At 37.7% G+C, this 4068-nt stretch carries 6 protein-coding genes; 1 reads left to right on the top strand and 5 read right to left on the bottom strand.

What is annotated here, in order from left to right; all coding sequences use genetic code 11:
- The 4 genes from KCG35_RS23870 to KCG35_RS23855 all read right to left on the bottom strand — a co-directional run.
- Positions 1 to 271, bottom strand: a 271-nt coding sequence (locus KCG35_RS23870) for a YfbU family protein (RefSeq protein WP_215822364.1), incomplete at its 3' end; no start/stop codon positions are given.
- Positions 272 to 1292: 1021 nt separating this feature from the next.
- Positions 1293 to 1685, bottom strand: coding sequence for an N-acetylmuramoyl-L-alanine amidase (locus KCG35_RS23865; protein WP_215822363.1), 393 nt, complete (start codon positions 1683 to 1685; stop codon positions 1293 to 1295).
- A gap of 11 nt (positions 1686 to 1696) precedes the next feature.
- Positions 1697 to 2086: a RusA family crossover junction endodeoxyribonuclease gene (locus KCG35_RS23860; RefSeq protein WP_373687373.1), complete on the bottom strand. Its 390-nt coding sequence runs from the start codon at positions 2084 to 2086 to the stop codon at positions 1697 to 1699.
- Between the two features lie 257 nt (positions 2087 to 2343).
- Entirely contained in the window at positions 2344 to 2709 is a 366-nt protein-coding gene (locus tag KCG35_RS23855) for a hypothetical protein (RefSeq protein ID WP_215822361.1), read from the bottom strand.
- Between the two features lie 287 nt (positions 2710 to 2996).
- Between KCG35_RS23855 and KCG35_RS23850 the strand changes: the two genes are divergently transcribed.
- Positions 2997 to 3884 carry a substrate-binding periplasmic protein gene (locus tag KCG35_RS23850; protein ID WP_215822360.1) on the top strand — a complete coding sequence of 296 codons (888 nt, stop codon included), beginning with the start codon at positions 2997 to 2999 and terminating at the stop codon, positions 3882 to 3884.
- Here the strand turns inward: KCG35_RS23850 and KCG35_RS23845 are convergent.
- A partial coding sequence (locus tag KCG35_RS23845; protein ID WP_215822359.1) for a hypothetical protein occupies positions 3879 to 4068 on the bottom strand: 190 nt, incomplete at its 5' end. The two genes, KCG35_RS23850 and KCG35_RS23845, sit on opposite strands and share 6 nt — an antisense overlap.

Raw genomic sequence — 4068 nt, 5'->3', positions numbered from 1 at the left:
AATAACTGTAGCTTGTTTCCATGAGTTCATACAGCTCAGTAATCGCAAGGACATCACGCTGTATGTCGTGGGGTAGCTCAAAGTTGCCTTCGAATATCTCAGGAAAAAGCTCAACCAAATTACTGTCTAAAATCTCGATGTAATTCTTGTATTTATTCGCTTCGTAAATGCCACCCGTTTTATTAAATATTGGGGCGAGTAATTGAAGGATTTTGTATTGATTACTTAGGACAGCTTTTTCGAAGTAATCCAGGTGATATTTATTTGTCATTGGTTTCCTTTTATTTAATAGGAATACATACCTTTGAAATGCTTTTGTCAAACTGTTTGTAACAGCTCATGGTAAAAGATTTAACAAGGTGATTCCGCAAAAACTACTAATATTTAGGTATGTTCTCTTTATGATAATTATGAGTGGGTTTACTGCATAGCAAGGATGCAAGCAGTTATGAACACATTGATAAACACTTTTTCTAGCAAGTCATTTTGGGTTCCTGCGACATTATGGTGTTCTTTAATGGTACTATTGCATCAAGCTTTACATGCTCTATTTTAAAGAACTCCTCCCTTTTAAAATGCCTTAAGATCTTTCTATTATCTACTATTTAGTTTTTATGCCTTTATGGTTCTCAGTAATACTTTGATTTAATCGCTGTGAATTTAATTCATGGGTAATTCTCATAACAGCTAAATCATTGATATATTAAGCTGTAGAGCGCCACCACTCACCAGTATTAAAGCTAGAAAAACCTTGTAATAAACTCAATATTATTGTGTAAAACTAATAGCAATATTCTGTCTAAAAACTCTTCACTAGACAGTTACATGAAAAAAATACTACTTTAGAGGTAGAAGTAGTTGATAGTGAGGCACGTGTATGACAGGGAAGCAAGCTTTGAAAGAGTCGTTCAAAGAACTCTTAACCAGTAAAGCTTTCTGGGGTTTTGGTCTATTCTGGTGCTCTTTAATGATTTTAATTCATGAGTTGTTGCATGCTATCTTCCCCTAAAGTGAGTTAAAATGCATTGCTTTAAAGAGTTCCATCTTTTTTTTTACACTAAATCCATGCGCACTCAGTAATAAATAATTCATAAAAACATCATACAAATATACCTCTTTATAAGTATATTCACTTACGCAAAGATGAACGCGCAATCAATGTTTGTGCATGTTGATATCTGAATATAACTAGAAATTAGCCGCAAGGGTCTCCTATGTAATAGTGCTCTTTAACTGTCTTAGCTCATGAAATATTACTTCCCTGATAGAGATTGAGTTTTGATTGGGCCATATTAAAGGGCACTATTTTTTTCCCACCACTCCCCAACGTCAAAATTAGGACAGGTCTTTCGTGGGTCTAAATCACGATGCCCGCATATTTCCGCAAGCGGGTATTTATCTTTCCAACGAGTTAACACACGGTCCAAACTATCAAACTGATCGGGCGTAAACTCATCCCTACCAATCAAGCACACACCCAAGCTATTACTGTTGTAGCCCTTTACATGTGCACCTTCCCAGTACTCAGGGCGGCCATTCTCAACCGTCCCGTCTCGTCGTATAACTTTGTGATAGCCGATGCCAGACCACTTGCGTTCTTTATGCCACTGATGAATATCTTCGGCGGTTACATCTCTATCGTTCGGTGTGTCCGAACAATGGACGACTAATCTAATAATTTTCATTCAATTTACCGTTAATGTTTTAACACCTCCTCTAACGTCTCAAACGTGGGAATTTTTTTAATAATAATACTCCCCTCATCCCCCCAATATTTACTCAAGCGGCCATCCCAGATGTGGGCATCATCACTAAAGATTGCATCGAGCAGACCTTTTTCTAAATTGTCTTTATCGGGTGTTTGCTGGTGTGGTTTGCCCCGCATCTCGTTTTGCTTTTTCTTGGTCCAAGACTTGGGCATAGGTATAACGAAAATTAAGTGATAACCACCTTCAGGCAGGCTAAGACTAGCGTTGCGGATCTCATCCTTATAAGCACGGTACTGCATAACACAGGTGCGTTGTTTCCATTTATCCGCACGCGTCATGCGGGGCTTTGTGTTTGGTTTTATTAGGTAAGTTTTCATATTGGAGGCATAAAAAAGCCCCGCTTAATGGCGAGGCTTAACCTTAAAATATAGTTCTCTCAGCATGGAAAATATTATTTCATATCCATTCCAACCAATCAACATTATTTAATTTTATTAATGAAAAAGTTTACCAGAAACATGCTTAACTCCAACTTCAACTTCTTTATGAAGCGCTGCTACAGTGTTCTGGTACACCTCCTTCCACTTACGGAAGTACGTAGTTTGTGGTATACCAGTTAGTGCAGAAATCTCCTTTACTGTCGGGGCTTATGTCCTGTACCATCACAGCTTTTGCATTTAGTACGTCGAGTGATGCCTGTTCCATTACAAAAATTACAGATATTATCTGATACCACTTCATAAATCGCAGCTCTCATTAGGTGTCTGGCTTGCGTACTTTGGTAATCATTTCTTCTACAGATCAGTTCTGCTAACTCATTAATTACGCTAAAATCGCCAGAATACTTAATTCGAACCAATAGATACGGAATACGGTCTAGCCCAGCGCATGCGCCAGCAACCATGGCAGAGGTGATTTGGGGAACTCCCTTATCTCCTCCTTCCATTGCTTTGTAATTAATACCTTTTGCGGCTAATAAGGCCAATATATTTTCACTCATGTTCGTTAGGTCTTTAATTATTTTAAGATTACGCTGTCTTAGGTAGCAGCTGTTTTATATTTTAAGATAGGAATTGATGAAAATCATGACTAAAAAAGGTAACAGCATGATTATGCTTTTCCCAGTACAATAACACTAAGCCAAGCCTGAATATTTGTAAACAACCTGTCCCGCTGCTCTTGTTGACTCCTGGACCCAAATGTCCTCAAAGCTCTTGGTTTCCATTCTGTATGTTCTTCAACTATGCTTTTTAAGTATTTACAATGAATACGCATTAGTTAAACGTTATGAGCAGAAGCTTTCAGCGACTTTTTATAAGTATATTTTTAACTTCTTGGATATCGACATCTTTTTCTACTGAACCTAGTCAGCAGGTAGAAATTTATACTTACGATATCCTTCCTCCTTATGCTTACCATGATGACAAAGGGGAATTAACGGGTATTTATATTGAAATTACTAGAACTGCTATTTCAAGAATGAAGGATTACAGTTTAGTTTTTCGAGTTGTTCCCTGGAGCAGAGCAAAATTTCTCGCTCAACAAGGAAAAGCATTTGCTATACTACCTCCTTATTTTCATGCTCATGATTGGCTTACAGATACTGAACCAAAGCGCCCATATATTTGGCCTTATTCTCAGCCGCTTTATACCCAACACGATGTTGTCATATGCAATAAACGAGTACTCAACAAAAGCAGAAGCAAATGGCCTGATGACTTCCAGAGCTTAGGTTTTGTAATGTTCAGAGGTGATGGCCGAGCTGGAGATCAGTTTCTTGAGCAAGTTAAAGAGCATAAAATTAATTTGAAGTTGTTAAACACCGTTGAGGATACAGTTAAAGCCTTGCTACTTGAGCGGACAGACTGCACTGTAACCTCTAGACTTCCTTTTGCTTGGTATCTAGCTAAAATTTTAGAACAGCCTGATTTCTACCAAGAGAAATACAAACAAAATAGCTTAAAACTGAAAGAAGTGATGTACATATCTAAAAATACTGGGCATCTAGGTTATACGGATATTAATGCTGAAAAGAACTTCCCCTTTAAAAAAGATTTCACCATAAAATTTGATATTGAGCTTTACAAAATGAAAATGAATGGAGAACTAGATGATATAGTGGCTCAATTCATAGATACTGACTATGTAAAACAACTAATGAAATATAGCTTATAAATTAATATCTTCTCCTGTAGCTTGGATTTCTGGCTCCATCTCGTAAGACTGCCAATTTGGCGGCAAGCTGTCAGTACCCAAGTCCATCACTAGCGATTTATCTATTTTATTGCTGCGCTTAGCAATCTGGTTGTGTCGCAAACTTTCACCTCTCGTGATAGCCTTTCCCGTTCCTACTAACGCT

It is taken from the genome of Zooshikella harenae, assembly GCF_018837975.1.
GTDB lineage: Bacteria > Pseudomonadota > Gammaproteobacteria > Pseudomonadales > Zooshikellaceae > Zooshikella > Zooshikella harenae.
Note: the sequence above shows the minus strand (reverse complement) of the source record. Positions and strands in the feature narration are given on the sequence as shown.